The following is a 25626-nucleotide window of genomic DNA, read 5'->3' on the forward strand; positions in this document are numbered from 1 at the left end:
CTCAGTGCTTGAACATCACATGGCGCACCGTGGTGTAGTCCTCCAGCCCATACATGGACATATCCTTGCCGTAACCGGACAGTTTCTGACCGCCGTGGGGCATTTCGCTGACCAGCATAAAGTGTGTGTTGACCCAGGTGCAGCCGTATTGCAGGCGCGCGGCGAGGCGATGGGCGCGGCCGACGTCGGCGGTCCATACCGACGAGGCGAGGCCGTAGTCCGAATCGTTGGCCCAGGCCAGCACTTGCGCTTCGTCGTTGAAGCGGGTCACCGAAACCACCGGGCCGAACACTTCGCGGCGCACGATTTCGTCGTCCTGCTGGGCGTCGGCCAGCACCGTGGGCTCGAAGAAGAAGCCGTCGCCGGCCACGGCTTTGCCGCCGGTAATGAGGCGGATGTGGGGCTGGGCCACGGCCCGCTCGACAAACCCGGCCACGCGGTCGCGGTGTTGGGCGGTAATCAGCGGCCCCAGCTCGGTGGCCGGGTCATCCTGTAGGCCGTACTTGAGGCTGGCCACCGCCGCGCCGAGCTTCTCGACGAACGCGTCGTAGATCTCGGCCTGGGCGTAGATGCGGCACGCGGCGGTGCAGTCTTGCCCGGCGTTGTAGAAACCGAAGGTGCGGATGCCTTCGACGGCGGCATCGATGTCGGCGTCGTTGAAGATCAGCACCGGCGCCTTGCCGCCCAGTTCCATGTGCATCCGTTTGACGCTGTCGGCGGTGCTGGAAATGATGTTTGCCCCCGTGGCGATGGAGCCGGTCAGCGACACCATGCGCACTTTGGGGTGGTTCACCAGAGGGCTGCCCACCGTTGGCCCACGGCCAAACACCAGGTTGAGTACGCCGGCAGGGAAAATATCCGCCGCCAGTTGCGCCAGGCGCAGGGCGGTCAACGGGGTTTGTTCCGACGGCTTGAGCACCACGGTATTACCGGCGGCCAGGGCCGGGGCGATTTTCCAGGCGACCATCATCAGCGGGTAGTTCCACGGCGCGATGGAGGCGATCACGCCCACCGGGTCGCGGCGGATCATCGAGGTGTGGCCGGCCAGGTATTCGCCACCGGCCGAACCGCCCATGCAGCGGCTGGCGCCGGCGAAGAAGCGGAACACGTCGGCAATGGCCGGGATCTCGTCGTTGAGGGCGGCGCTGTAGGGCTTGCCACAGTTGTCCGACTCCAGCTTCGCCAGTTCCGCGCCGTGGGCCTCGATGGCGTCGGCCAGTTTGAGCAGCAACAGGGCGCGGTCCTTGGGCGGGGTTTGCGACCAGCCCTCGAACGCCGCGTCGGCGGCGCGCACGGCGGCATCGACTTGGGCTTCGCTGGCTTCGGCAATTTCCACCAGCACCTGGCCCAGGGCCGGGTTGAGCACCGCTTGGGCCGGGCCTTCGCCGGCGACGAGTTGGCCGTTAATCAGGAGTTTGGTTTGCATGGTGCGGTCCTTTTCAAAGCTGAGTTTTTCTTTTTGTCGGTGCGTGGGAGCAAGGCGCGCCAAGGCTTACTTCCCGCCGCTGCCCGCCACGCTTTCACCGCCGCGTGTCAGGTAATAGGCGCCCAGGATGGGGATCATGGTGACCAGCATCACCAGCATCGCCACCACGTTGGTCACCGGTACGTCGCGCGGGCGGCTCAGTTGGTTGAGCAGCCACAGCGGCAGGGTGCGTTCGTGGCCGGCGGTGAAGGTGGTGACGATGATTTCGTCGAACGACAGGGCAAACGCCAGCATGCCGCCGGCCAGCAAAGCCGAGCCGAGGTTGGGCAGGATGATGTAGCGGAAGGTCTGCCAGCCGTCGGCGCCCAGGTCCATGGAGGCCTCGATCAGGCTATGGGAGGTGCGGCGCAGGCGGGCGATGACGTTGTTGTAGACGATCACCACGCAGAAGGTCGCGTGGCCGACGATGATGGTGAACATCCCCGGCTCGATGCCCAGGGTCTTGAAGGTCGCCAGCAGGGCGATACCGGTGATGATCCCCGGCAATGCGATGGGCAGGATCAGCATCAGCGAGATGCCCTGTTTGCCGAAGAAGTCCCGGCGATACAGCGCCGCCGAGGCCAGTGTGCCGAGCACCATGGCGATCAGGGTGGCGATGGCGGCGATTTGCAATGACAGCTTGATGGCTTCGAGCACGTCCGGGCGCGAGAAGGCCACGCTGAACCACTTCAGGGTCAGGCCCTGGGGCGGGAAGCTGAACGCCGCTTCTTCGGTGTTAAAGGCGTAGAGAAAGATAATCAGGATCGGGAAGTGCAAGAACACCAACCCGCCCCAGGCCGCGATCTTCAGGCCCCAGGAAGATTTTTCAGAGTGCATCGAAGGCCCCCAGGCGTTTGACGATGGACAGGTAGATGGCGATCAGCACGATCGGCACCAGGGTGAAGGCCGCTGCCATGGGCATGTTGCCGATGGCGCCCTGCTGGGCGTAGACCATGCTGCCGACGAAGTAGCCCGGCGGGCCTACCAGTTGCGGCACGATGAAGTCGCCCAGGGTCAGGGAGAAGGTGAAGATCGAGCCGGCGGCGATGCCCGGGATCGACAGCGGCAGGATCACTTGCATGAAGGTCTGGCGCGGCTTGGCGCCCAGGTCGGCCGAGGCTTGCAGCAGGGACGGCGGCAGGCGTTCCAGGGAGGCCTGGATCGGCAGGATCATGAACGGCAGCCAGATGTAGACGAACACCATGAAACGCCCCAGGTGCGAGGTGGACAGGGTGCTGCCGCCCACACCCGGGATGCCCAGGATGAACTGCAACACCGGCGTGAGCCCCAGGTGCTCGACGAACCACTGCGCCACGCCGCCCTTGGCCAGCAGCAGGGTCCAGGCGTAGGCCTTGACGATGTAGCTGGCCCACATCGGCATCATCACCGCGATGTAGAAAAACGCCTTGGTCTTGCCCGTGGTGTAGCGCGCCATGTAGTAGGCGATGGGGAAGGCGAGGGCGGCGCTGGCCAGGGAGACCACGATGGCCATGCTCAGGGTGCGCAGGATGATGTCGAAGTTCGACGGCTGGAACAGCGCGGCGAAGTTGCCCAGGGTCAGGTCCGGGGTAACGGCCATGGTGAAGTCGTCGAAGGTGTAGAAACCTTGCCACAGCAGGGTCAGCAGCGAGCCGAGGTAGATCGCGCCGAACCAGATCAGCGGCGGCACCAGCAGCAGCGACAGGTACAGGTTGGGCTTGCGGTACAGCAGGTTGGAAAACCGGCGCAGCGGCGGTTGGGTCAGGGCCAGGCTCATGTCATACCTCGCCTGCGTCGGTGTCGCGCAGCGTCACCATGGCTTCACGGGCCCAGCGCGCGCTGAGGGGCTGGCCGACCGCATGGCGGGCCGTGGTGTCCAGCCACTGGGTGTTGGCCTGGCTGATGTTCAGGGCCTGGCCGTTGTCCAGTTTCAACTCATAGCGGGTGGCGCTGCCCTGGTATTGGATGTCGTGGAGCACGCCGCGCACTTGCACCTCGCCGGCGCCCAACGGGCCCTCGGCAAAGCGCACGTGCTCGGGGCGGATCGAAAACGGTTGGGCGCTGCCGCTCAGGCGCTGGGCCAGTTCGCCACGGATCACGTTGGAGGTGCCGACGAACTCGGCGACGAAAGGCGTGGCCGGTTTCATGTAGAGGTTGCGCGGGGTGTCCACCTGCTCGATGCGGCCCTTGTTGAACACCGCCACGCGGTCGGACATCGACAGCGCTTCGGTCTGGTCGTGGGTGACGAAAATGAAGGTGATGCCCAGTTGGCGCTGGAGCTTTTTCAGCTCGCTTTGCATTTGTTCGCGCAGTTTCAGGTCCAGCGCGCCGAGGGGTTCGTCCAGCAGCAAGACGCGGGGGCGGTTGACCAGGGCGCGGGCCAGGGCCACACGCTGGCGCTGGCCGCCGGACAGTTGCACCGGTTTGCGCTCGCCATAGCCGCCCAGGGCCACCATGCCCAGGGCTTCCTCGGCCCGGGCCAGGCGTTCGGCCTTGGCCACGCCCTTGACCTTGAGGCCGTAGGCCACGTTGTCACGCACGTTCATGTGGGGGAACAGGGCGTAATCCTGGAACACGGTGTTGACGTCGCGCTGGTACGGCGGCAACCCGGCGGCTTCTTCGCCGTGGATGCGGATGGAACCGGCACTGGGCTGCTCGAACCCGGCAATCAGGCGCAGGCAGGTGGTCTTGCCCGAGCCGGAGGGGCCGAGCATGGAAAAGAACTCGCCGTCCTGGATATCGATGCAAACCCGGTCGACGGCTTTGACTTCGCCGAACTGTCGGGAAACCTGGGTGAATTGGACTGCAAGCGTCATGGTGCGGTGCTCCAAAAAGGCGCGGGCCGTCGCAGCGGCCCTGCCTGGACTTCTGAAAAAACAAGGCGTTGGTCGAACGTGATGTGGGGAGGCACGGTATCCCTACCGGTGCAGCCCTTCTGTGGGAGCGAGCCTGCTCGTGATGGCGGTGTAGCCGTCGATATCGATCATGAGTCTCGGATCGCTATCGCGAGCAGGCTCGCTCCCACAAGGGCAGCAGTATTTATCTACCGCCCATGATCGCAATGTAGTCCTGGGTCCAGCGGCTGTAGGGCACGAACTTGCCGCCCTCGGCCTGTGGGGTTTTCCAGAAGGCGATCTGGTCGAACTGGTCGAAACCGTTGGTCTTGCACCCTTCGCCGCCCAGCAGTTCGCTGGCGCTGCACGCAGCGGGCACCGCCGGCAGGGAGCCGAACCACGCCGCCACGTCACCCTGTACCTTGGGTTGCAACGACCAGTCCATCCACTTGTAGGCGCAGGTCGGGTGCTTGGCCTCGGCGTGGAGCATGGTGGTGTCGGCCCAACCGGTGGCACCTTCCTTGGGAATGGTGGAAGCAATCGGCTGCTTTTCGTTTATCAGGCCGTTGACCTGATACGGCCAGGCGCTGGAGGCCACCACCCCTTCGTTCTTGAAATCGCTCATCTGCACCGTGGTGTCGTGCCAGTAGCGGTGGATCAGCGGTTGCTGGGCGCGCAGCAGTTCGAGCACAGCCTGGTACTGGGTTTCGGTCAGCTCATAGGGGCTCTGGATGCCCAGCTCCGGCTTGGCCGACTTGAGGTACAGCGCCGCATCGGCGATGTAGATCGGCCCGTCATAGGCCTGCACGCGGCCCTTGTTGGCCTTGCCGTCGGGCAGGTTCTGGGCCTCGAACAGCACGTTCCAACTGGTTGGCGCCTGCTTGAACACGTCGGTGTTGTACATCAGCACGTTGGGGCCCCACTGGTACGGGGTGCCGAAGGTCTGCTGGCCGACCACATACCAGGGCGCGTCCTTGAGACGTGGGTCGAGGTTTTTCCAGTTGGGGATGAGCGCGGTGTTGATCGGCTGCACCCGCTTGCCGACGATCAGGCGCAGCGAGGCGTCGCCCGAGGCGGTGACCAGGTCGTAGCCGCCCTTGGCCATCAGGCTGACCATCTCATCGGAGGTGGCGGCGGTCTTGACGTTGACCTTGCAGCCGGTTTCCTTCTCGAACCCGGTGACCCAGTCGTAGGCCTTGTCGCTTTCGCCGCGCTCGATATAGCCGGGCCAGGCGACGATATCCAACTGCCCCTCGCCCGCACCCAAAGCCTTGAGCGGTTCGGCGGCCTGCAGGCTGGCGCTGGCCAGCAACGCGGTGGTGAGTGCACTGAGCAGTGCGGTCTTGTGCGCGAACATGGGATTCCCTCGGCGGTTGTAGTTATTGTGGGTTGTTGAAGCGTAGCTCTTAGGGGCGAGCGGCAAGCTTTAAGCGGCAAGCGGCACGAACAAGGGCCGCCCGCATCGGCTTGCCGCTTGAAACTTGCCGTTCACAACTGCCCACCATGGCGGGCCATGATGTGCCTGACCACGCTGTAGTCCTGTAATGAGTCGCTGGACAAATCCTTGCCGTAGCCGGAGCGTTTCAGGCCGCCGTGGGGCATTTCGCTGACGAGCATGAAGTGGCTGTTGATCCAGGTGCAGCCGTATTGCAGGCGGGCGGCCACTTGCATGGCTTTGTCCAGGTTCTGCGTCCACACCGACGACGCCAGGCCGTATTCCGAATCGTTGGCCCAGTCCACGGCCTGTGCCAGTTCATCGAAACGGGTCACCGTCACCACCGGCCCGAACACTTCGCGCTGGACGATTTCGTCGCCTTGCTTGCACCCGGCCAGCAGCGTGGGCTGGTAGTAGAACCCGGCACCGGAGTGCACCGCCGCGCCGGTCACCCGCTCGATATGGGGCTGGTTCAGGGCACGTTCGACGAAACTGGCCACGCGGTCGCGCTGGCGGGTGCTGATGAGCGGGCCGATTTCGTTGTCGGCGTCGCGCTTGCCGGCAAAGCGCAGGCTGCTGACCGCTGCGCCCAGTTCGGCGACGAGGCGGTCATGGATGCCGGCTTGGGCGTAGATGCGGCACGCGGCGGTGCAGTCTTGCCCGGCGTTGTAGTAGCCGTAGCTGCGTACACCCTCGACCACCGCTTGCAGGTCGGCGTCGTCGCAGACGATCACCGGCGCCTTGCCGCCCAGCTCCAGGTGCGTGCGTTTGAGGGTTTTGGCTGCGGCCTGGAGGATTTTCTGGCCAGTGACGATATCGCCGGTCAGCGACACCATGCGCACTTTCGGGTGGCTGACCAAGTGGCTGCCCACGCCTTCGCCACCGCCGCAGATGATGTTGATGACCCCGCGCGGCAGCAGCTCGGCCAGGGTCGGCGCCAGGGCCAGGATCGACAGCGGCGTGTGTTCCGACGGCTTGAACACCAGGGTGTTGCCGGCGGCCAGGGCCGGGGCGATTTTCCACGCGGCCATCATGATCGGGTAGTTCCACGGTGCAATCGAGGCGACCACGCCAATGGGGTCGCGGCGCACCATGCTGGTGTAGCCCGGCAGGTATTCGCCGCTCAGTTGCCCGGTTTGGCAGCGCACCGCACCGGCAAAAAAGCGGAACACGTCCACGGTGGCGTTCAAATCGTCCTGGCGCGCCAGGTGCAGGGGCTTGCCGCAATTGAGGGCTTCGAGGCGGGCGAGGTGGTCGGCGTGTTTTTCGATGGCCCCGGCTATCGCCAGCAGAATATTGGAGCGCTGTTGCGGCGTGGTCCGCGACCATCCGGCGAAGGCGCGGTGGGCGGCCAGTACGGCGCTTTCGACCTGTTCGGTGCTGGCCTCGGCGATGCGCGTCAGCACCTCCCCGGTGGCGGGGTTGAGGATCGGCTCGGCCACGCCCTGGCCCTGGACCAGTTCGCCGTCGATCAGCAATGCGGTGGACAGTTGCGTCTGCGCGCCAGCCATCTTGGAGGTTCTCTTTTTTTGTACGGTCATTGGGGCTTCCCGCTGGGTGCGCCCGACCTTTCTTATTTGGGTTCGCTGAGACTAGAGGTCGGGCGTGAGGTCGACAAATACTAAATACCGAAGGTGGCATTCGATTAAATAGATGGCTTGCGCCCGGTATGGGGTTGTTCGCGGGCCACGGTCAGGAAGGGGTCCACCAGGGCCGGGCGCGCCGTGCCCCGGCGCCAGGCCAGGCCGACGTCCAGGGTTTGGTTGAGGTCGGCCAGGGGCCGCGCCTCGATGATGTCGCCCTCCAGCGACCAGGGGCGGTAAGTCATGTCCGGTTGCACTGACACGCCGAGGCCCGCCGCCACCAGGCTGCGTACCGCTTCGGTGGAGGCGGTGCGCAGGGTGATGCGCGGTTGCAGGCTGGCGGCGGCCCACATGCGTTGGGCGTTGCGGTCCATTTCATCGACGTTTAACTGGATCAGCGGCTCGCGGGCCACATCCGCCAGGTTGATGCTGTCGCGCTCCAGCAGCGGGTGCTGGGCCGGCAGCCACAGGCGATGGGGCGAGTGGGTCAGCACCTCGGTCTGCAAGGCGTGGCGGTCTTCCAGGTTGGACAGGATCAGCACCCCCACGTCGATTTCGCCGCTCACCAACAAGTGCTCGATGTAGGGCCGCTCGTCTTCCATCACGCGGATTTCCACGTTGGGGTAGGCGCGCTGAAAGCGGGTGAGCAGGTCTGCCAGGTAGTAACCGGCCACCAGGCTGGTGACGCCGACGATCAGTTGCCCGGCCACCTGGTCGGTGCTCTGTTGCAGGCTGCGCTTGGCGTTGTCCACGGTGGCCAGGATCAAGTGGGCCTGGCGCAAAAACTGATGGCCCTGGTGGGTCAGGGTCATGCCTTTGGCGTGGCGGTTGAACAGGGTCACGCCGATTTCCTGCTCCAGCTGCTGGATAGCCAGGGTCAGGGTGGACTGGGAGATATACACCGCTTGGGCGGCGGCCGAGATGGAGCCGGTTTCGGCCACGGCGATGAAGTGACGGATCTGGCGCAGGGTCATCATGGGGTTTACCGGTTAGGCGTTTTTATAGATTTGCTCGAGTCTATATCTTTTTTTTAGAAAGCCGAGGATCACCGCCTGCCGGCTCGTCAAGGGGTAAGCAACATCTGGAAGTACTCTTGAAAACTGTCGAAGGGCACTTAGCTCTACGCTGATGGCCTTATTGTTCCGGCTAATCCCATTTATTGGAGGCAACAAATGAACACCCGTGGATTGCTCGATCAACTGCTCAAGTCCGGCCAGGACATGCTGCAGAACAAAGCGGGCGGCACCCAGAACAAAGGTGCCGACAAAGGTGCGCTGGGCGGTTTGCTCGGTGGCTCGGGAGGCTTGGGTGGCCTGCTCTCCGGCGCGGGCGGCGGGGCGTTGGCGGCGGGCGCCATGGGCCTTTTGCTGGGCAACAAAAAAGCCCGCAAGTTTGGCGGCAAGGCCCTGACTTACGGCGGCCTCGCCGCCCTCGGCGTGCTGGCCTACAAGGCCTACGGCAACTGGCAGGCCCAGCAGGGCACGGCCCCGCGCAACGAGCCCCAGACCCTCGACCGCTTGCCCGCCGCCCAGGTGGAGCAGCACAGCCAGGCGATCCTCAAGGCCCTGGTGGCGGCGGCCAAGGCCGATGGCCATGTGGATGAGCGCGAACGTGCGCTGATCGAAGGTGAGTTCACCAAGCTGGACAACGACCAGGAGCTGCAACACTGGCTGCACGCCGAGCTCAACAAACCCCTGGACCCCGTCGACGTCGCCCGCGCCGCCAGCACCCCGGAAATGGCCGCCGAGATGTACATCGCCAGCGTGATGCTGGTGGACGAAGAAAGCTTCATGGAAAAGTCCTACCTCGACGAACTGGCCCGCCAGCTCAAGCTGGAACCGGGGCTCAAGGCCGAACTGGAAAAACAGGTACGCCAGGCCTCTGCCTGACCCCTTGTGTAGCAAGCGGGCAAGCCCGCTTGCTACCACAACACCCGCATCAGGGCTTCTGGCCCATTAATGGCCTGGCAATGGCCATTACCCCCTCCCGCAGGGCCGTATCGGCACCTTAAAAAAACGCCTAAACCCCGACCAAACCCCCGATCCAGAGCCTATTCCAGGTTTTTTGTGCGGACTTTTGCGCCACCACACATCCGCGTGCTTAATGATGGCACCGCCTCGGCTATACTCCCCCCCATTTGAACGCCCCCCGAGGACTGACTGTGAAGAACTGGACGTTGCGCCAACGCATTTTGGCGAGCTTTGCGGTAATCATTGCCATCATGCTGTTGATGGTGGTGGTCTCGTATTCCCGCCTGTTGAAGATCGAGTCCAGCGAAGAAATGGTCCGCGCCGACGCGGTGCCGGGGGTCTATTACAGCTCGATGATCCGCAGCGCCTGGGTCGACAGCTACGTGCTGACCCAGCAGATTGTCGGCCTGTCCGACCGCCGCGAACTGACCCCGGCCGACAAGGCCGCCTACGCCAGTTTCGAGGCGCGGCTGAACCAGGAAATCGCCAACTATCACGGCACCATTTTCGATGCGCTCGACAAAGCCTCCTTCGATGAATTCGAGCAGCGCCACCAGGCCTTCAACAAAGCCCTGAACAATGTGCTGGCGCTGTACGAAGCCAAGGCCTACGACCAGGCCCGCGCGGCGTTGGACAACGAATTGACCCCCGCCTGGGTAGCCGGGCGCCAGCATCTGAACGGGGTCATCGACCACAACCGCGAGTCGGCCACCAGCGCCACCAATGCCATTGGCGATGCAGTCACCGCCGCCAAAGTGAGCATGGGCGTTTCCCTGCTGCTGGCGGTGATCGCCGCCGGCCTGTGCGGTTGGCTGCTGATGCGCACCATCATGGCGCCGATGAAGCGCATCGTAGAAATCCTCGACGTGATGCGCACCGGCGACCTCAGCGGGCGCCTGGACCTGGCGCGCAAGGACGAATTCAACGCCGTGGAAACCGGCTTCAACGACATGATGGCCGAGCTCACGGCCCTGGTGTCCCAGGCCCAGCGCTCATCGGTGCAGGTCACCACTTCGGTGACGGAAATCGCTGCCACCTCCAAGCAGCAACAGGCCACCGCCACCGAAACGGCGGCCACGACCACGGAAATCGGCGCTACTTCCCGGGAGATCGCTGCCACTTCCCGAGACTTGGTCCGCACCATGACCGAAGTCTCCACCGCCGCCGACCAAGCCTCGGTGTTGGCCGGCTCCGGCCAACAGGGCCTGGCGCGCATGGAAGACACCATGCACTCGGTGATGGGCGCCGCCGACCTGGTCAACGCCAAGTTGGCGATCCTCAACGAGAAGGCCGGCAACATCAACCAAGTGGTGGTGACCATCGTCAAGGTCGCCGACCAAACCAACCTGTTGTCCCTCAACGCCGCCATCGAGGCCGAAAAGGCCGGTGAGTACGGCCGCGGTTTTGCCGTGGTCGCCACCGAAGTGCGACGCCTGGCGGACCAGACCGCCGTCGCCACCTACGACATCGAGCAAATGGTGCGCGAGATCCAGTCGGCGGTGTCGGCCGGGGTAATGGGCATGGACAAGTTCTCCGAAGAGGTGCGCCGCGGCATGTCCGAGGTGCAGCAGGTGGGCGAGCAACTGTCGCAGATCATTCATCAGGTCCAGGCCCTGGCGCCGCGGGTGCTGATGGTCAATGAAGGCATGCAGGCCCAGGCCACCGGCGCCGAGCAGATCAACCATGCGCTGGTGCAACTGGGCGATGCCAGCAGCCAGACCGTGGAATCCCTGCGCCAGGCCAGTTTCGCCATCGACGAGTTGAGCCAGGTCGCGGTGGGGCTGCGCAGCGGCGTCTCGCGTTTCAAAGTCTGATGAGCCAGAGCGCGCTCAAACAGGGCGCCAGCGCGGCGCTGTTCCTGTTGTTTCGCATTGCCAACGAACGCTTTGCCCTCAAGGCCACCGAGGTGCTGGAAGTGCTCCCGCGCCTGCCGCTCAAGCCTATCGCCCGGGCCCCGGCCTGGGTCGCCGGGGTGTTCGGCCATCGCGGTGTGGTGGTGCCGGTGATCGACCTCAGTGCCCTGGCCTTCGGCCACCCGGCCCAGGCGCGCACCAGCACGCGCTGGGTGCTGGTCAACTACCGCCCCGGCCAAGTGCTGGGGCTGGTGCTCGAACAGGCCACCGATACCCTGCGCTGCAACCCGGCAGACTTCCAGCCCTATGGCCTGGACAACCCCGCTGCCCGCTACCTGGGCCCGGTGCGCCAGGACGAAGAGGGCCTGGTGCAATGGATCCGTGTCGCCGACCTGCTGGATGACGACGTGCGGGGGCTGTTGTTCCCCGCGCAGGCAACGGGCCTCGATCCGTTGGAGGCGCAGCCATGAGCAGCGACCAGCGGTTTTTCGACTTCCTCAAAGAGCGCATCGGCCTGGACGTGGCGTCCGTCGGCCCGGCAATCATCGAGCGCGCCGTGCGCCAGCGCAGCCTGGCGGCCGAGGGCCTGAGCAGCGACCAGTATTGGCAACGCTTGCAGGGCTCGCGGGACGAGCAGCAGGCGTTGATCGAAGCGGTGATCGTCCCCGAAACCTGGTTCTTCCGTTACCCCGAATCCTTCGCCGCCCTGGGCAAACTGGCCCTCAAGCGCTTGGGCGAGCTGAACAACATGCGTGCGCTGCGCATCCTCAGCCTGCCGTGTTCCACGGGCGAGGAGCCGTACTCCATCGCCATGGCGCTGTTCGATGCGGGGCTGGCGCCCCATCAGTTCAAGGTTCAGGGCCTGGATGTCAGCCCGCTGTCGGTGGAGCGGGCCAAGCGCGCGGTGTACGGCAAGAACTCGTTCCGTGGGCAACTGGGGGATTTTCGCGAGCGCTACTTCAGCGCCGGGGCGGACGGCTACCAGCTCAGTGCGCGGGTGCGCGAGCAAGTGGCGCTGAACGTGGGCAACGTGCTCGACCCGACCTTGCTGGCCAATGAAGCGCCCTTTGATTTCGTGTTCTGCCGCAACCTGCTGATCTACTTCGACCAGCCCACCCAGCAGCAGGTGTTCGAGGTGCTCAAGCGCCTGACCCACACCGACGGCGTGCTGTTCATCGGCCCGGCCGAAGGCAGCCTGCTGGGGCGTTTGGGCATGCGTTCGATTGGCATTGCCCAGTCTTTTGCCTTCAGCCGCCACACCGCCGTGGAACCTGCACCCCGCTTTGTGCCCACACCCTTGCCGGTGCCGCCGCCGATTCGCGCCCCGGCACCCTTGCCTGTGCGGGCGCGGCCCTTTATCAGCAGCGCGCCCGCCAGCCCGGTGAGTAAACCTGTGGCCCCGGCCAGCGATGCCCAGGCCTTGCTCGCCACCATCGCTGCCCTGGCCAATGAAGGGAAAAGCAGCGAAGCGCAGCGCGCCTGTGAACAGTATTTGCGCAGCCACGAGCCGGTGGCCCAGGTGTTCTACTGGCTCGGCCTGCTCAGCGACGTGGCCGGTAGCGCGCTGCAGGCCCAGGGCTTTTACCGCAAGGCCTTGTACCTGGACCCGCAACACGCCGAAGCCCTGATGCACTTGGCCGCCCTGTTGGCTTCCCAGGGCGACGAGGCGGGGGCCCGCCGATTGCAGCAACGTGCCGCGCGCAGTGAGCGCGGCGCCGACAGTGAGCGTAAACGATGAGTCAATCCGCTGCGTTGAACGTCACCTGCGCCGATGCCCAGGCCATCGATGACTGCTGGAACCGTATCGGCATCCATGGCGACAAAACCTGCCCCTTGCTGGCCGACCATATCCATTGCCGCAACTGCGCGGTGTATTCGGCCGCCGCCACGCGCCTGCTCGACCGCTACACCCTGCAACAGGAAGACCACCACGCCGGCGCCGAGCAGGAAGCCGACGTCGTCACCCGCTCGCTGTTGATGTTCCGCCTGGGCGAAGAGTGGCTGGGCCTGGTGACCCGTTGCCTGGTGGAAGTGGCGCCGCAGCAACCCATTCACTCCCTGCCGCACCAGCGTTCGCGGGCCTTGCTCGGCGTGGCCAATGTGCGCGGTGCGCTGGTGGCGTGCCTGTCGCTGGTGGAGCTGCTGGGGCTGGACCCCGCCCCCGTGGCCTCAGCCGGCGGGCGGGTGACGCCGCGCATGCTTATCATCGCCGCCCACGGTGGCCCGGTGGTGGTGCCGGTGGATGAGGTGGATGGCATCCACGCCATCGACCAGCACGCCCTCGACGCCGCCTCGGTGCCCGGCCCCCAGGCCAGCGCCAAGTACACCCGTGGCGTGCTGCCTTTCAAGGGCCGCAGCCTGCGCTGGCTCGATGAAGAACAACTGCTGGCCGCCGTGACCCGGAGCCTGACATGACCCCCGATCAGATGCGCGACGCCTCGTTGCTGGAACTCTTCAGCCTGGAAGCCGACGCCCAGACCCAGGTTCTCAACGCCGGGCTGCTGGCCCTGGAACGCAACCCGACCCAGGCCGACCAGCTCGAAGCCTGCATGCGCGCCGCCCACTCCCTCAAGGGCGCGGCGCGGATCGTCGGCGTGGACGCCGGGGTCAGCGTCGCCCACGTGATGGAAGATTGCCTGGTCAGTGCCCAGGAAGGGCGCCTGCTGCTGCGCCCGGAGCACATCGACGCCTTGCTGCAAGGCACCGATTACCTGATGCGCATCGCCACGCCGGGCAATAGCCTTGCGCCAGCGGATATCGAGGCCTATGTGGGCCTGATGGAGCGCCTGCTCGACCCGGCCGCCGCCCCCGTGCCCGCGCCGCCCACAGTGTCCACGGTGCCCGCGGCGCCGGAACCCAGCGAACCACCCCCCGAGGCGCCGGTACTCGATACCCTGCTGCGCGAAGCGCAGATGCCGGCGCCCACGGTGGAGCGGGGCCGTGGCACGCGCACCGTCACCGAGGGCGGCGAGCGGGTGTTGCGGGTGACCGCCGAGCGGCTCAACAGCCTGCTGGATTTGTCGAGCAAATCCCTGGTCGAAACCCAGCGCCTCAAGCCCTGGCTGACCGGGTTGCAGCGCCTCAAGCGCATGCAGAACAACGGCCTGCGCGCCCTGGAAAGCCTCAACGTACACCTCAAGGAACACGAACTGAGCCTCGAAGCCCAGGGAGTGCTCAGCGATGCCCGGCGCATGCTCGCCGAATCCCAGCAACTGCTGGCCGAACAGGCCGCCGAGCTGGATGAGTTCGGCTGGCAGGCCAGCCAACGCGCCCAGGTGCTCTATGACACGGCCCTGGCCTGCCGCATGCGGCCCTTCGCCGATGTGCTGGCGGGGCAGGTGCGTATGGTCCGCGACCTGGGCCGCAGCCTGGGCAAGCAAGTGCGCCTGGAGATCGAAGGGGAAAAAACCCAGGTCGACCGTGACGTGCTGGAGAAACTCGAAGCGCCTCTGACCCATTTGCTGCGCAATGCGGTGGATCATGGCATCGAAATGCCCGAGCAGCGCCTGCTGGCCGGCAAACCCGCCGAAGGCCTGATCCGCCTGCGCGCTTCCCACCAGGCCGGGCTGCTGGTGCTGCAACTGAGTGACGACGGTAACGGTGTCGACCTGGACCGGGTGCGCCGCAGCATCATCGAGCGCCAGTTGTCCCCGGCCGAAACCGCCGCCCAGTTGAGCGAAGAAGAGCTGCTGACCTTCCTGTTCCTGCCGGGTTTCAGCCTGCGGGACAAGGTCACCGAGCTGTCCGGGCGCGGCGTCGGCCTGGACGCGGTGCAGCACATGGTGCGCCAACTGCGCGGTGCGGTGGTGCTGGAGCAGACCACGGGGCAGGGCAGCCGCTTCCACCTGGAAGTGCCGCTGACCCTCTCGGTGGTGCGCAGCCTGGTGGTGGAAGTGGGCGAGGAGGCCTACGCCTTTCCGCTGGCCCACATCGAACGCATGTGCGACCTGGAGCCGGACGACATCGTGCAGGTCGAAGGCCGCCAGCATTTCTGGCACGAAGGCCGCCATGTCGGCCTGGTGGCCGCCAGCCAGCTGTTGCAACGCCCGGCCGCGCAAAACGCCGCGCAAACACTCAAGGTCGTGGTAATCCGCGAGCGCGATGCGGTGTATGGGGTGGCGGTGGAACGCTTTATCGGCGAACGCACCCTGGTGGTGCTGCCCCTGGACGATCGTCTGGGCAAGGTCCAGGACATTTCCGCCGGGGCGCTGCTGGACGATGGCTCGGTGGTGCTGATCGTTGATGTCGAAGACATGCTGCGTTCGGTGGACAAACTGCTCAACACCGGGCGCCTGGAACGCATCGCCCGCCACAGCCAACACGTGGCCCAAGTGGCACGCAAGCGCGTGCTGGTGGTGGATGACTCCCTCACCGTGCGCGAGTTGCAGCGCAAGTTGCTGCTCAACCGCGGTTACGACGTAGCGGTGGCGGTCGATGGCATGGACGGCTGGAACGCCCTGCGTTCGGAGAACTTCGACCTGCTGATTACCGACATCGACATGCCGCGCATGGACGGCATCGAGCTGGTTACCCTGCTGCGCCGCGACAACCGTTTGCAGTCACTGCCGGTGATGGTGGTGTCGTACAAGGACCGTGAAGAAGACCGTCGCCGTGGACTGGACGCTGGGGCCGACTACTATCTAGCCAAAGCCAGCTTCCATGACGACGCCCTGCTCGATGCTGTGGTTGAGCTCATCGGAGGAGCCCACGCATGAAAATCGCCATCGTCAACGATATGCCCATGGCCATCGAGGCCCTGCGCCGCGCCTTGGCCTTCGAGCCCGCCCATGAAGTGGTGTGGGTGGCCAGCAATGGCCAGGAAGCGGTGCAGCGCTGCGCCGAGCTGACCCCAGACCTGATCCTGATGGACCTGATAATGCCGGTGATGGACGGCGTGGAAGCCACGCGGCGGATCATGGCCGAAACCCCGTGCGCCATCGTCATCGTCACCGTCGATCGCCAGCAGAATGTCCACCGCGTATTCGAGGCCATGGGCCACGGCGCGCTGGATGTGGTCGATACACCGGCCATCGGCGGCGGCAATGCCAAGGAGGCCGCCGCGCCGCTGCTGCGCAAGATCTTCAATATCGGTTGGCTGGTGGGGCAGAGCGGCAGCCGCGTGCGCGCCGAGCCCAAGCCCCTGCGCACCATGGTGCAGCGCCAGAGCCTGGTGGCCATCGGCTCGTCGGCGGGTGGCCCGGCAGCCCTGGAAATCTTGCTCAAGGGCTTGCCGGCCAACTTTCCCGCCGCCATCGTGCTGGTGCAGCACGTGGACCAGGTGTTCGCCCAAGGCATGGCCGAATGGCTGAGCAGCGCCTCGGGCCTGACGGTGCGCCTGGCCCGCGAGGGCGAGCCGCCGCAACCCGGCACCGTGCTGCTGGCCGGCACCAACCACCATATCCGCTTATTGAAAAACGGCACCCTGGCTTACACCGCCGAGCCGGTCAACGAGATCTACCGGCCGTCCATCGACGTGTTTTTCGAGAGCGTCGCCAGTTACTGGAACGGCGATGCCGTGGGTGTCTTGCTTACCGGCATGGGCCGCGACGGCGCCCAAGGGCTCAAGTTGATGCGCCAGCAGGGCTACCTGACCATCGCCCAGGACCAGAACAGTTGCGCGGTGTATGGCATGCCCAAGGCTGCCGCCGCCATCGACGCCGCCGTGGAGATCTGCCCGCTGGACAGGATCGCCCCACGTTTGCTGGAGATATTTGCCCAATGACCGACAATTACTGCTTTTTTGGCCACGTAGTCTTTCAGGTGACCGCACATGCATAACTTACAGCTCGACGAATTCAAGAACGATGAAAATGCCGCCATGGTGTTGTTAGTCGATGACCAAGCGATGATCGGCGAAGCTGTGCGGCGTGGGCTGGCCAATGAAGAGAACATCGACTTTCACTTCTGCTCTGACCCCCACCAGGCCATTGCCCAGGCGATTCGCATCAAGCCCACGGTGATCCTCCAGGACCTGGTCATGCCCGGCCTGGACGGCCTGAGCCTGGTGCGCGAGTACCGCAACCACCCGGCCACCAAGGACATCCCCATCATCGTGCTCTCCACCAAGGAAGACCCGATGATTAAAAGCGCGGCCTTCGCGGCCGGGGCCAACGATTACCTGGTCAAGCTGCCGGACAACATCGAACTGGTGGCACGCATCCGCTATCACTCGCGCTCCTTCATGACCCTGTTGCAGCGTGACGCCGCGTACCGGGCGCTGCGGGTCAGCCAGCAGCAGTTGCTCGACACCAACCTGGTGCTGCAACGCTTGATGAACTCCGACGGCTTGACCGGGCTGTCCAACCGCCGCCACTTCGACGAATACCTGGAACTGGAATGGCGCCGCGCCATGCGCGACCAGACCCAGTTGTCGCTGCTGATGATCGACGTCGACTACTTCAAAACCTACAACGACACCTTCGGCCACCTGGAGGGCGACGAAGCCCTGCGCAAAGTGGCCTTGGCCATTCGCGATGCCAGCAGCCGCCCCTCGGACCTGCCGGCCCGCTACGGCGGCGAAGAGTTCGTGCTGGTGCTGCCCAACACCTCGCCCGGCGGTGCGCGCCTGGTGGCGGAAAAACTGCGCCAGACCGTCGCCGCCCTGAAAATCCCCCACATCGCCCCCACCGAAGGCGCGAGCCTGACCATCAGCATCGGCCTGTCCACCATCACCCCACAGCAGGGCAGCGATTGCCGGCAGCTGATCTCGGCGGCGGACAAGGGCCTGTACCTGGCCAAGCACAACGGCCGCAACCGGGTGGGCGTTGAGTGACCGCCCGCCCTGTGGCTGCCGTGCGGCACTCACAGGGGCGAGGCGGTGCCGGGCGTGGCCTTGATAAAGCGCCGGGCAATCCGCTCTGAATTGATGAAGATCGCAATGCCGATCAGCACCAGCGCAATCGCCAGCCCTTGGGCGGGGCTCAGGCGCTCATCGAAAAACAGGTAGGAGGTGAGCACCCCCGACACCGGAACGATCAGCGACAACGGTGCGACCAGCGACGCGGGGTAGTGTTTCATCAAGTTGTTCCACACCCAGTAGCCCAGGATCGTGGTGATGTAACTCTGGAAAAACAGCGAAAAGCCCGCACCCCAAGTGAAGTCGTCGAGCAAATTGCGAAATGGGCGCAACCCTTCGGCAAACAGGGTCATGATTAAAATCGCCGGCACCGAAAATAAACTCGACCAGACAATAAACGCGATCATGTTCTGCGGTTTTTTGACTTTGACGATTAGGTTACACAGCGACCAGGAAAGTGCCGCCAACAATACCAACAAGATCCCCGTCGTGGTGGACGATTGTTCGGCCAAGTACAACATCATCAATAACCCGGCACCGGCAAGTAACATACCGGCCCCGTGCACGGCGTTAATCTTTTCTTTAAGAAATAGACTACTTAGCACGATGGTAAAAAACGCACTGAACTGCAAGAACACCGAAGACATGCCCGGCGACAGGCCGTTATACATGGCAAAGTTGACCACCCACCACAACCCGGCGCCAAACAGCACGCCATATAACGCCAAGGTGCGGTAACCGATGTTCGGCGGCTTCTTGATGAACAGGGCCAGGGGTATGGCGCAGAGGAAAAACCTGAGCAGGGTCAGTAGAAAAGGGTCGAGGGACTTGAGCCCCAGGCCGATCACGGAAAAGTTACAGCCCCAGATCACGGTCACCAATACGCCGGCCAACAGATCGATTTTTTTTAACTTCATGCAAGGTTCCACAGGTTGTGGTTAGACGCGGCGCCGGCGATGAGCCGCTGGCGCCCAGTGCAGTGCTGGTATCGCCTAGGCGGTCTGCTCGGGTTCCAGGGTCTTGGGCTTGATGCCGTAGTAGACGAAATTATCGAAGTCTTCGTGGCGGTAGGTGTCGTGGCGCTCGTAGTAGTTGTACACCACCGAGAGCTTCTGTTCGGTCACCGTGGGCTCGCTGTCGTGAAGGCTTTTGCGCCCCTGCATGACCAGCAGTGAACCCTTCTTGGCGAAGATCTTGCGGTGTTCGACCCAGGGTTGCTTCTTGCTCGGGTGGGAGCGTTCGACCTGCATGCGCAACGGCGCTTCATGGTTGGTGGTCAGGAACAGCAATACCGTGATGCCGTTGGTGTCGTAATGCAGCCCCAGGGTTCCGCCGCCGGGCGGGTAGGCTTTTATATTGATATCCGATGCCGGGTAGGGCGACACCACGGTGTCCGTGTGGGTGATAAGGCTTATCAGCGGTACCAGCGAGTGATACACCGCGTTGAGTTCGGGAAAGTGCTGACGGATATCGCTGCCCTTGAAGATGTGATGGTTATAAGCGCCCCCCAAGTCCGATACGGCATCGGTGCCCAGGCTTTCATGCCGAACCAGGTCAACTTTATTGGCCTGGATAATAGCGTTGGCCCGTTCTCTGAGGGTGTCGCACAGCGCATCGGGAATGATGCCGTCAATCACGGTTTCAAGGTTGTAGAAATAATTGTGTCGGTGTTGGTTGATGTCGAACACTTTTATTTTCCTCCGTTGAGTAAGTCAGAAAATAGGCAGTAGTTGTTATGCGCAACTTTTTCCTGATTGTTGGCGGGTGTTATTGCTTGCCTGAATAGTGTTAGGAAAAACCTGGGTTTAGTGCAATAACGGTTATTGTGCGAAGTGTCTTCTAGTGCGGGTTATTGTTTCCTACATATGCAGCAGCGTATCTGCTTACTGCGAATAAGCAGGGAAGTTGCTGTAGGTGTTCGAGCCGCAGCGGGCTGTTTGCCGCCCAAGGCATTGACGACGGGCACCGTGCGCTTGTGGCCGATTGATTTGCCTGTCGGCTGCCAGGCGGGCTGCCGCTGTGGGCTGATTGCGTTTATACTCGCCGGCTTTCAAAAGTTCGCCAACGAGTGCTGCCTGCCATGGAAATCAACCCGATCCTTAACAGTATCAAGGACCTGTCCGAGCGCTCCGAAACTATTCGGGGGTATCTTTGACTACGATCAAAAGCATGAGCGCCTGACCGAGGTCAATCGCGAGCTTGAAGATCCGAGTGTCTGGAACAACCCAACCTACGCCCAGGAACTGGGGCGCGAGCGTTCGATGCTGGCGCAGATCGTAGAAACCCTGGATGAAATGCACAGTGGCCTGGCCGATGCCAAGGACCTGCTGCTGATGTCCGCCGAGGAAGAAGACCAGGCTGCCGTCGATGACGTAGCCGCCGAAGTCGAGCGCCTGCGCGAGTCCCTGGAAAAACTCGAATTCCGTCGCATGTTCAGCGGTGAGATGGACGCCAACAACGCCTACCTGGATATCCAGGCTGGTTCCGGCGGCACCGAGGCCCAGGACTGGGCCAACATCCTGCTGCGCATGTACCTGCGCTGGGCCGACAAGCGTGGCTTCGACGCCACGATCATGGAACTGTCCGCCGGCGAAGTCGCCGGGATCAAGGGCGCCACCGTGCACATCAAGGGCGAATACGCCTTTGGCTGGTTGCGTACCGAGATCGGCGTGCACCGCTTGGTGCGCAAGAGCCCGTATGACTCCGGCAACCGTCGCCACACCTCGTTCTCGGCCGTGTTCGTGTCGCCGGAAATCGACGACAACATCGAAATCGACATCAACCCCTCCGACCTGCGGATCGATACCTATCGTTCCTCCGGCGCCGGTGGCCAGCACGTGAACACCACCGACTCGGCCGTGCGTATCACCCACGTACCGACCAACACCGTGGTCAGCTGCCAGAACGAACGTTCCCAGCATGCGAACAAAGACACCGCCATGAAAATGCTGCGGGCCCGTTTGTATGAGCAGGAAGTGCAAAAGCGCAACGCCGCGTCTCAGGCTCTGGAAGAAACCAAGTCCGATATCGGCTGGGGCCACCAGATCCGCTCGTACGTGCTGGACGCTTCGCGCATCAAAGACCTGCGCACCAACATCGAGCGCAGCGACTGCGACAAAGTGCTCGACGGCGATATCGACGAATACCTGATCGCCAGCCTCAAACAAGGCCTGTAAGTCCGCAATACGGGGCATGGCGCGCTCCCTGTGGGAGCGGGCTTGCCCGCGATCCCCAGCCGCAGGCTGGGGGCAACGAACCTGTGATGGAATCTTTAAAGACATGAGCGACCAACAACTCGACCAAGCCCTGCAACAGGAAGAAAACTCCCTGATCGCCCTGCGCAAGGAAAAGCTTGCGGCCGAGCGCGCCAAGGGCAACGCCTTCCCCAACGACTTCCGTCGCGACGCCTACTGCGAAGACTTGCAGAAGCAGTACGCCGACAAGACCAAGGAAGAACTGGCCGAAGCGGCGATTCCGGTCAAGGTGGCAGGTCGCATCATGCTCAACCGTGGCTCGTTCATGGTGATCCAGGACATGACCGGGCGTATCCAGGTCTACGTCAACCGCAAGACCCTGCCCGAAGAAACCCTGGCCGCGGTGAAAACCTGGGACCTGGGCGACATCATTGCCGCCGAAGGCACCCTGGCCCGTTCCGGCAAGGGCGACCTGTACGTGGAAATGACCAGCGTGCGCCTGCTCACCAAATCCCTGCGCCCGCTGCCGGACAAGCACCACGGCCTCTCCGACACCGAGCAGCGCTACCGCCAGCGCTACGTTGACCTGATCGTCAACGAAGAAGTACGCCAGACCTTCCGCGTGCGCTCGCAAGTGATCGCCCACATCCGCAGTTTCCTGATGGCCCGCGACTTCCTTGAAGTCGAGACGCCCATGCTGCAAACCATCCCCGGCGGTGCGGCGGCCAAGCCGTTCGAGACTCACCACAATGCCCTGGACATGGAAATGTTCCTGCGCATCGCCCCCGAGCTGTACCTCAAGCGCCTGGTGGTCGGTGGTTTCGAGAAGGTCTTCGAGATCAACCGCAACTTCCGCAACGAAGGTGTCTCGACCCGCCACAACCCCGAATTCACCATGTTGGAGTTCTACCAGGCCTACGCCGACTACGAAGACAACATGGACCTGACCGAAGAACTGTTCCGCGAGCTGGCGCAACTGGTGCTGGGCAGCACCGACGTGCCCTACGGCGACAAGGTGTTCCACTTCGGCGAGCCGTTCGTGCGCCTGTCGGTGTTCGACTCGATCCTCAAATACAACCCTGAACTGACTGCCGATGACCTCAACGACATCGACAAGGCCCGTGCCATCGCCAAGCAGGCCGGCGCCAAGGTGCTGGGCTTTGAAGGCCTGGGCAAGTTGCAGGTGATGATTTTCGAGGAACTGGTGGAGCACAAGCTGGAACAGCCGCACTTCATCACCCAATACCCGTTTGAAGTCTCGCCGCTGGCGCGCCGCAACGACGACAACCCGAATGTCACCGACCGCTTCGAGCTGTTTATCGGCGGCCGTGAAATCGCCAACGCCTACTCCGAGCTCAACGACGCCGAGGACCAGGCCGAGCGCTTCATGGCCCAGGTGGCCGACAAGGATGCCGGCGACGACGAAGCCATGCACTACGACGCCGATTTCGTCCGCGCGCTGGAATACGGCATGCCGCCGACCGCCGGTGAAGGCATTGGCATCGACCGCTTGGTGATGCTGCTGACCAACTCCCCGTCGATCCGCGACGTGATCCTCTTCCCGCACATGCGCCCGCAAGCCTGACGCGACTGCACCCCCGCCGCCTACAGCGGGCTGATATCAACCAGCCAAGGCAACCCGCGCTGTAGCAAGCCCGCTTGCTACAGCGCCGTTCAGGGTTTGCCTGGTTTGGCCGATATCAGCCTTGCCGGGCGGCTTTTTATTGCCTGAATGGAACAAACGTATCAACTTGTTACCTATCCGACCGTAAAGAGGAAGACCTGCCGTGAACCCTGCAATTGCTCAAGAAGGTGCAGCTGGCGTTGCCACTGCGGTCGCGCAAAGCGTTCAGTACCAGGGGCGCAAGCCCAGCCGCCAGGGCAGTGAGCAGCGTCGGCAGGACATTCTCGATGCGGCGATGCGCATCGTCGTGCGCGATGGCGTGCGAGCGGTACGCCACCGTGCCGTGGCCGCCGAGGCAGCGGTGCCGCTGTCGGCGACCACTTACTACTTCAAGGATATCGATGACCTGCTCACCGATACCTTCGCCCAATACGTGGAACGCAGTGCGGCCTTCATGGCCAAGCTGTGGGCCAACAACGAAGGCCTGCTGCGCGAGATGGTCGCCTTTGGCGATGGCAGCGTGGCGGCGCGCAGCCAACTGGCCGACGACATCGCGCGGCTGACCGCCGACTACGTGCAGCACCAGTTGCACACCCGCCGCGAGCACCTGATGGCCGAGCAGGCGTTTCGCCAGGAAGCCCTGCTCAACCCACGGTTGGCGCTGTTGGTGCGCTCGCACCAGCAAATTCTCCTACAGGGCACTTGCCATTTTTTCCAGGTGCTGGGGTCGCGTGAGCCACAGCAGGATGCCAAAGTGTTGACGGCGATTATCGGACGGATGGAGTATCAGGGCCTGCTTAATGGCCCTGAGCCACAAGCCGAAGAAGAAATGCTCGGCATCCTCAAGCGCCACATGCACTTGGTGCTGGCCTCGGCCTAGGGCGCCGAGTGGGGTCAATCAGGAGAAACCAATGAAAACCTGGCGTGTGCTGCTGATGACCCTGGCCTTCATGCTGCTAGGCGGCTGCCTGGTGACCTTCACCCAACCGATGGCCGAGCACCAGGCCCTGCCGGCCGGTTTGCTGGGCAAATGGACCAGCAAGAACAGTTGGGGCGAGCCCCTCAACCTGGAGTTGAGCCGCGTCGGCAAGGACCAATACCAAGCGGTCAGTTACGCCCGGGCCCGCCCCCGGGAGCGCGAAGCCTACGGTTTTACCGTGACCCGCCACGATGTGCGCTGGTACGCCTGGGGCAAAGTGCCCGCCGCCTATGGTGGCGGTTTCACCCTGGCAGGCTTTGAACTCGATGAAGACCACGAATTGGTGGTCTACAGTCTCGACCTTGAGGCAATCGGCGATGCCGCGGCGCGGGGCCTGCTCAAGGGCGCGCCGCTGGACACCGAACAAGGCCCGGGGCTGGCAGTCCAAAGCCCCATGGCGCAGGTGTTCGCCTACCTCGATGACCCGGCCAACGCCGACGCCTTTGTCGAAGTGGCCCGCTACAAACGCCCAGCCAACGCCAAGCCGTAAAGCATTCAGAGGAGTTTCGGGTGGACGATTACCAGCAAACGATACGCGCCTTGTCTGATCGCATCGTGATGGCGCAGACGCCGATCCGCGTACTGGATGCGGTGAAGTGGGACGACAACATCCGCCGGGGCTTTCTCAAGGGCAAGGGCAAGGAAATGCCCGCCGTGGACCGCGACTACTACCTGGGCCGGCCGCTGGCGTTCGACTCCAGCAAGGTCAAGCTGGAGTTCCAGAACATCGAGCGCGACATCACCCGGCAACTGGGCCAGTTCAACCCGGTCGGGCAGATCATGCGGCGCATGTGCAAGGAATACCGCATGGTGGTGCGCATGCTCGAAGCGCGCGGCACCGAGGATTTCGGCCTGATATCCCAGGAGCTGTATGGCGCCGCCTCCGATGCCTTCCACGCCGGCGACCCGACCCTGGCCGACCTGGGCCTGATGCTGTCCGATTACCTGAACAACATCGACGGGCGCGGCGACCTCAAGGACGAACCCAAGCTGCTCAGCGCCAAGCAAGCCGTGAGCCTGCTGCAAAGCCGCCTGAACAAGGTGTTTGGCGAGGCCGAGGAAACCATCCGGGTGTTCGAGTCCGACGGCATTGTCGCGGACGCGGCGGCCGGCGCCGACTACATCAAGATCCGCACCGACGCCATGTTCAACGAGCGCGACGTGCGCGCCCTGGAAGTCCACGAAGGCCTGGTGCACGTGGGCACTACCCTCAACGGCCAGAACCAGCCGATCTGCACCTTCCTGTCCAAAGGCCCGCCGTCCTCGACCGTGACCCAGGAAGGCCTGGCGATCCTGATGGAAATCATCACCTTCGCTTCCTACCCCAGCCGCTTGCGCAAACTGACCAACCGCACCCGTGCCATCCACATGGTGGAGGAGGGCGCGGACTTTTTGCAGGTGTACGAGTTCTTCCGCGAGCAGGGCTTCGAGATGGCGGAAAGCTACGGTAACGCCAGTCGGGTTTTCCGTGGCTCGGTGCCCAATGGCCTGCCGTTCACCAAGGACTTGTCCTACCTCAAGGGCTTCATCATGGTTTACAACTACATTCAGTTGGCCGTGCGCAAAGGCAAGCTGGAGCAGGTGCCGCTGCTGTTTTGCGGCAAAACCACCCTGGAGGACATGCGTACCCTGCGCCAATTGGTGGACGAAGGCCTGGTGGTGCCGCCCAAGTACTTGCCCGACCAGTTCCGCGACATGAATGCCCTGTCGGCGTGGATGTGCTTCTCCAACTTCCTCAACCACCTGAGCCTGGACCGGATCGAGGCGGATTACTCCAATATCCTGTGAGTTCTTTGCTGGCTCTATGTGGGATTTTTTCCTTGTGTCTGTGAGAGGGGGCGAGCCCGCTCCCACGCCAGCGTCGTTTTCACAGGAGAACGCTGAGGCTTTTACGCGATTGTCTTTCCACCCCTT

The 25626-nt window shown here is 63.6% G+C and carries 21 protein-coding genes and 2 pseudogenes; 14 read left to right on the forward strand and 9 right to left on the reverse strand.

Annotated features, from left to right (window positions below; genetic code table 11):
* Position 1: 1 nt before the first annotated feature.
* The 7 genes from AC19YT_RS02810 to AC19YT_RS02840 form a co-directional block, all read right to left on the reverse strand.
* Positions 2-1426 (reverse strand): gamma-aminobutyraldehyde dehydrogenase, encoded by a 1425-nt coding sequence (locus AC19YT_RS02810; RefSeq protein ID WP_095106308.1) that lies wholly within the window; start codon positions 1424-1426, stop codon positions 2-4.
* 66 nt (positions 1427-1492) lie between these two features.
* The gene (locus AC19YT_RS02815) at positions 1493-2302 is read right to left on the reverse strand and encodes an ABC transporter permease (protein WP_095106310.1); all 810 of its coding nucleotides are present in this window, start codon (positions 2300-2302) and stop codon (positions 1493-1495) included.
* The gene (locus tag AC19YT_RS02820; protein WP_095106312.1) at positions 2292-3221 is read right to left on the reverse strand and encodes an ABC transporter permease; all 930 of its coding nucleotides are present in this window, start codon (positions 3219-3221) and stop codon (positions 2292-2294) included. Before AC19YT_RS02820 ends, AC19YT_RS02815 begins: the two co-directional genes overlap by 11 nt.
* Position 3222: 1 nt before the next feature.
* On the reverse strand, positions 3223-4260 hold the full coding sequence (locus AC19YT_RS02825) for an ABC transporter ATP-binding protein (RefSeq protein ID WP_095106314.1): 1038 nt from the start codon (positions 4258-4260) through the stop codon (positions 3223-3225).
* Between the two features lie 223 nt (positions 4261-4483).
* A complete protein-coding gene (gene ydcS / locus AC19YT_RS02830) occupies positions 4484-5635 on the reverse strand; it encodes a putative ABC transporter substrate-binding protein YdcS (protein ID WP_500598202.1) in 1152 nt (383 codons plus the stop codon).
* Between the two features lie 131 nt (positions 5636-5766).
* The gene (locus AC19YT_RS02835; protein ID WP_095106318.1) at positions 5767-7254 is read right to left on the reverse strand and encodes a gamma-aminobutyraldehyde dehydrogenase; all 1488 of its coding nucleotides are present in this window, start codon (positions 7252-7254) and stop codon (positions 5767-5769) included.
* A 104-nt stretch (positions 7255-7358) separates the two neighbouring features.
* Positions 7359-8273 (reverse strand): LysR family transcriptional regulator, encoded by a 915-nt coding sequence (locus AC19YT_RS02840; RefSeq protein WP_095106320.1) that lies wholly within the window; start codon positions 8271-8273, stop codon positions 7359-7361.
* 195 nt (positions 8274-8468) lie between these two features.
* On the opposite strand from AC19YT_RS02840, the gene AC19YT_RS02845 reads away from it, so the two are divergent.
* The 9 genes and pseudogenes from AC19YT_RS02845 (at position 8469) to AC19YT_RS02885 (ending at position 17891) form a co-directional block, all read left to right on the forward strand.
* Positions 8469-9185: a tellurite resistance TerB family protein gene (locus tag AC19YT_RS02845; RefSeq protein ID WP_500609678.1), complete on the forward strand. Its 717-nt coding sequence runs from the start codon at positions 8469-8471 to the stop codon at positions 9183-9185.
* A 332-nt stretch (positions 9186-9517) separates the two neighbouring features.
* A pseudogene (locus tag AC19YT_RS02850) lies at positions 9518-9931 on the forward strand (MCP four helix bundle domain-containing protein); the annotation flags it as partial.
* A pseudogene (locus tag AC19YT_RS02855) lies at positions 9905-11080 on the forward strand (methyl-accepting chemotaxis protein); the annotation flags it as partial. The pseudogenes AC19YT_RS02850 and AC19YT_RS02855, both read left to right, overlap by 27 nt.
* A complete protein-coding gene (locus tag AC19YT_RS02860; RefSeq protein WP_095106327.1) occupies positions 11080-11589 on the forward strand; it encodes a chemotaxis protein CheW in 510 nt (169 codons plus the stop codon). The pseudogene AC19YT_RS02855 and the gene AC19YT_RS02860, both read left to right, overlap by 1 nt.
* On the forward strand, positions 11586-12857 hold the full coding sequence (locus AC19YT_RS02865; RefSeq protein ID WP_095106331.1) for a CheR family methyltransferase: 1272 nt from the start codon (positions 11586-11588) through the stop codon (positions 12855-12857). Before AC19YT_RS02860 ends, AC19YT_RS02865 begins: the two co-directional genes overlap by 4 nt.
* On the forward strand, positions 12854-13534 hold the full coding sequence (locus tag AC19YT_RS02870; RefSeq protein WP_095106336.1) for a chemotaxis protein CheW: 681 nt from the start codon (positions 12854-12856) through the stop codon (positions 13532-13534). The genes AC19YT_RS02865 and AC19YT_RS02870 overlap by 4 nt, the downstream gene beginning before the upstream one ends.
* Entirely contained in the window at positions 13531-15834 is a 2304-nt protein-coding gene (locus AC19YT_RS02875) for a hybrid sensor histidine kinase/response regulator (RefSeq protein WP_500609679.1), read from the forward strand. The genes AC19YT_RS02870 and AC19YT_RS02875 overlap by 4 nt, the downstream gene beginning before the upstream one ends.
* Positions 15831-16841, forward strand: a complete 1011-nt coding sequence (locus AC19YT_RS02880) for a chemotaxis response regulator protein-glutamate methylesterase (RefSeq protein ID WP_095106341.1) — start codon at positions 15831-15833, stop codon at positions 16839-16841. Before AC19YT_RS02875 ends, AC19YT_RS02880 begins: the two co-directional genes overlap by 4 nt.
* A 48-nt stretch (positions 16842-16889) precedes the next feature.
* On the forward strand, positions 16890-17891 hold the full coding sequence (locus AC19YT_RS02885; protein ID WP_095106342.1) for a response regulator: 1002 nt from the start codon (positions 16890-16892) through the stop codon (positions 17889-17891).
* Between the two features lie 29 nt (positions 17892-17920).
* Here the strand turns inward: AC19YT_RS02885 and AC19YT_RS02890 are convergent, their stop codons facing one another.
* Both AC19YT_RS02890 and AC19YT_RS02895 read right to left on the reverse strand, forming a co-directional pair.
* A complete protein-coding gene (locus AC19YT_RS02890; RefSeq protein WP_500609680.1) occupies positions 17921-18832 on the reverse strand; it encodes a DMT family transporter in 912 nt (303 codons plus the stop codon).
* A 75-nt stretch (positions 18833-18907) separates the two neighbouring features.
* The gene (locus tag AC19YT_RS02895) at positions 18908-19603 is read right to left on the reverse strand and encodes a hypothetical protein (protein ID WP_095106345.1); all 696 of its coding nucleotides are present in this window, start codon (positions 19601-19603) and stop codon (positions 18908-18910) included.
* A 392-nt stretch (positions 19604-19995) separates the two neighbouring features.
* Here AC19YT_RS02895 and prfB point away from each other — a divergent pair.
* The 5 genes from prfB (at position 19996) to AC19YT_RS02920 (ending at position 25500) form a co-directional block, all read left to right on the forward strand.
* Positions 19996-21091 (forward strand): peptide chain release factor 2 gene (prfB, locus tag AC19YT_RS02900; RefSeq protein ID WP_141233936.1). Its coding sequence is split into 2 segments (ribosomal slippage): positions 19996-20067 and positions 20069-21091, totalling 1095 coding nucleotides; the frame shifts between segments, so codons are not numbered across the junction.
* Positions 21092-21194: 103 nt separating this feature from the next.
* A complete protein-coding gene (gene lysS / locus AC19YT_RS02905; RefSeq protein ID WP_095106347.1) occupies positions 21195-22694 on the forward strand; it encodes a lysine--tRNA ligase in 1500 nt (499 codons plus the stop codon).
* A 202-nt stretch (positions 22695-22896) separates the two neighbouring features.
* On the forward strand, positions 22897-23613 hold the full coding sequence (locus AC19YT_RS02910; protein WP_095106349.1) for a TetR/AcrR family transcriptional regulator: 717 nt from the start codon (positions 22897-22899) through the stop codon (positions 23611-23613).
* Between the two features lie 31 nt (positions 23614-23644).
* Entirely contained in the window at positions 23645-24202 is a 558-nt protein-coding gene (locus AC19YT_RS02915) for a hypothetical protein (protein WP_500598212.1), read from the forward strand.
* Between the two features lie 68 nt (positions 24203-24270).
* Positions 24271-25500, forward strand: coding sequence for a flavohemoglobin expression-modulating QEGLA motif protein (locus AC19YT_RS02920; RefSeq protein WP_500598229.1), 1230 nt, complete (start codon positions 24271-24273; stop codon positions 25498-25500).
* Positions 25501-25626 lie beyond the last annotated feature (126 nt).

This window comes from Pseudomonas sp. MF08875, from assembly GCF_059862525.1.

What these genes read in the sequence shown, in the direction of transcription:
- AC19YT_RS02875 (WP_500609679.1), top strand. Translation starts at nt 13,531, where the DNA reads ATGACCCCCGATCAGATGCGCGACGCCTCGTTGCTGGAACTCTTCAGC.
- AC19YT_RS02840 (WP_095106320.1), bottom strand. Translation starts at nt 8,273, where the DNA reads ATGATGACCCTGCGCCAGATCCGTCACTTCATCGCCGTGGCCGAAACC.
- AC19YT_RS02835 (WP_095106318.1), bottom strand. Translation starts at nt 7,254, where the DNA reads ATGACCGTACAAAAAAAGAGAACCTCCAAGATGGCTGGCGCGCAGACG.
- AC19YT_RS02915 (WP_500598212.1), top strand. Translation starts at nt 23,645, where the DNA reads ATGAAAACCTGGCGTGTGCTGCTGATGACCCTGGCCTTCATGCTGCTA.
- AC19YT_RS02810 (WP_095106308.1), bottom strand. Translation starts at nt 1,426, where the DNA reads ATGCAAACCAAACTCCTGATTAACGGCCAACTCGTCGCCGGCGAAGGC.
- AC19YT_RS02885 (WP_095106342.1), top strand. Translation starts at nt 16,890, where the DNA reads ATGCATAACTTACAGCTCGACGAATTCAAGAACGATGAAAATGCCGCC.
- AC19YT_RS02865 (WP_095106331.1), top strand. Translation starts at nt 11,586, where the DNA reads ATGAGCAGCGACCAGCGGTTTTTCGACTTCCTCAAAGAGCGCATCGGC.
- ydcS (WP_500598202.1), bottom strand. Translation starts at nt 5,635, where the DNA reads ATGTTCGCGCACAAGACCGCACTGCTCAGTGCACTCACCACCGCGTTG.
- AC19YT_RS02890 (WP_500609680.1), bottom strand. Translation starts at nt 18,832, where the DNA reads ATGAAGTTAAAAAAAATCGATCTGTTGGCCGGCGTATTGGTGACCGTG.
- AC19YT_RS02815 (WP_095106310.1), bottom strand. Translation starts at nt 2,302, where the DNA reads ATGCACTCTGAAAAATCTTCCTGGGGCCTGAAGATCGCGGCCTGGGGC.
- AC19YT_RS02920 (WP_500598229.1), top strand. Translation starts at nt 24,271, where the DNA reads ATGGCGCAGACGCCGATCCGCGTACTGGATGCGGTGAAGTGGGACGAC.
- AC19YT_RS02820 (WP_095106312.1), bottom strand. Translation starts at nt 3,221, where the DNA reads ATGAGCCTGGCCCTGACCCAACCGCCGCTGCGCCGGTTTTCCAACCTG.
- AC19YT_RS02880 (WP_095106341.1), top strand. Translation starts at nt 15,831, where the DNA reads ATGAAAATCGCCATCGTCAACGATATGCCCATGGCCATCGAGGCCCTG.
- AC19YT_RS02845 (WP_500609678.1), top strand. Translation starts at nt 8,469, where the DNA reads ATGAACACCCGTGGATTGCTCGATCAACTGCTCAAGTCCGGCCAGGAC.
- lysS (WP_095106347.1), top strand. Translation starts at nt 21,195, where the DNA reads ATGAGCGACCAACAACTCGACCAAGCCCTGCAACAGGAAGAAAACTCC.
- AC19YT_RS02860 (WP_095106327.1), top strand. Translation starts at nt 11,080, where the DNA reads ATGAGCCAGAGCGCGCTCAAACAGGGCGCCAGCGCGGCGCTGTTCCTG.
- AC19YT_RS02870 (WP_095106336.1), top strand. Translation starts at nt 12,854, where the DNA reads ATGAGTCAATCCGCTGCGTTGAACGTCACCTGCGCCGATGCCCAGGCC.
- AC19YT_RS02825 (WP_095106314.1), bottom strand. Translation starts at nt 4,260, where the DNA reads ATGACGCTTGCAGTCCAATTCACCCAGGTTTCCCGACAGTTCGGCGAA.